Genomic DNA, 1,308 nt, shown 5'->3' on the forward strand with positions numbered 1-1,308 from the left:
CGTGCGGGGTGACTCCAACACCGTGGCTCTGGTCCGAAAATGAAGCATGACCCCAGGTCAGTGAGGTGATCGGTGGGCTGTGTTCAGGCGGCGGCCTCGATAGGGTCGAAGCGGACGGTGAAGCCGAGGGCGTTGGCCTGGCGGGTGATGCGGCGCATGGCCCGCTCGGGGTCGTGCTTGGCGTAGTAGTCACCGCCGAGATCCTGGTAGGCGACGTCGTCAGCGAGCATGTGCCAGACCGCGGTCAAGATGGAGTATTCGAGAGCGACGAGGGCCTTCTTCTTGCCCAGGCGGGGCATGAGCCGGTGGTAGCGGGCCCCGAGGTAGGTCTTCTCCTTCGTGCGGCAGGCGGCCATGGCCGCGGTGCCCAGCGCGGCGCCGAGCCACCGGTTTCCGTGCCGGCGTCGGCCGGACTTGTGTTTCCCGGCGGATTCGTGGTGGCCGGGCTGACCCCGGCCCGGGAGGCGGCCGTGGCCGGCCGACTATGGGTATGTGTCACGCGTGGCGGGCAGGAGAGCCGGTCGTTTTCACAAGTGCGCCATGTTGCGTGGTGTTTGCCGGTATTGCGGTGCCGCCGCGCTTTGCAGTGTTGGCCTGGGGTGGTGCACTGGTGGCACGGTGCCTGGTGGCGGGTGCGGCGGCGTCGTGATGCAGTTCCGATTTGCGGTACTCGCCAGTGGCGGTCGCGTTCCACTCCCCTTCCGCGACTGCATGGGTGCTGATGCGGGCCCGGCCGGGTGCGCGTGGGGCGGAACGGCCGGGCGCCGCAGTAGCGGCGGCAGGGCAAGTTGAACAGATGGACGCTGGGTCCTTGCCCCAAGGCCGGGTTTAGGGCGTGTATCGAATGTGCTGGTCACAGCCACTCGTTGATGGCCGCGACGAGGACGGTCGCCTCGTAGCGGACCGCCAACTTGTCGTACCTCGTGGCTACGGCGCGGTGTCTCTTGAGGCGATTGATGCCGCACTCGACCGCGTGCCTCGCCTTGTAGTCCTTGGGGTCGAACTGCGGTGGACGGCCGCCGTGCGAGCCGCGCTTCTTGCGGTTGCGGGCCTGGTCGGCCTTGTCCGGGATGGTGCAGCGGATGCCGCGACGGCGCAGGTAGGCACGGTTCTTACGGGAGGCGTATGCCTTGTCGGCGCGTACTCGCCTTGGTCGGGTGCGGGGCCGGCCGGGTCCCAGCCGGGGTACCCGGATACGGCCCAGAACAGCCTGGAACTGCGGGGAGTCCCCGCGCTGGCCTGCCGTGATGACGATCGACATGGGCTTTTGGCGCTGCTCGACGGCGAGGTGCAGCTTGGTGGTCAGGC

At 68.4% G+C, this 1,308-nt stretch carries 2 protein-coding genes; both read right to left on the reverse strand.

Going from position 1 to position 1,308, the window contains the following annotated elements:
• Positions 1 to 83 precede the first annotated feature (83 nt).
• Positions 84 to 356 carry a hypothetical protein gene (locus ACZ7NC_RS45695; protein WP_471498415.1) on the reverse strand — a complete coding sequence of 91 codons (273 nt, stop codon included), beginning with the start codon at positions 354 to 356 and terminating at the stop codon, positions 84 to 86.
• A gap of 497 nt (positions 357 to 853) precedes the next feature.
• Positions 854 to 1,308, reverse strand: a 455-nt coding sequence (locus ACZ7NC_RS45700; RefSeq protein ID WP_471498418.1) for an IS5 family transposase, incomplete at its 5' end; no start/stop codon positions are given.

This window comes from Streptomyces sp. NPDC111802, assembly GCF_055634335.1.

What these genes read in the sequence shown, in the direction of transcription:
- ACZ7NC_RS45695 (WP_471498415.1), bottom strand. Translation starts at nt 356, where the DNA reads ATGGCCGCCTGCCGCACGAAGGAGAAGACCTACCTCGGGGCCCGCTAC.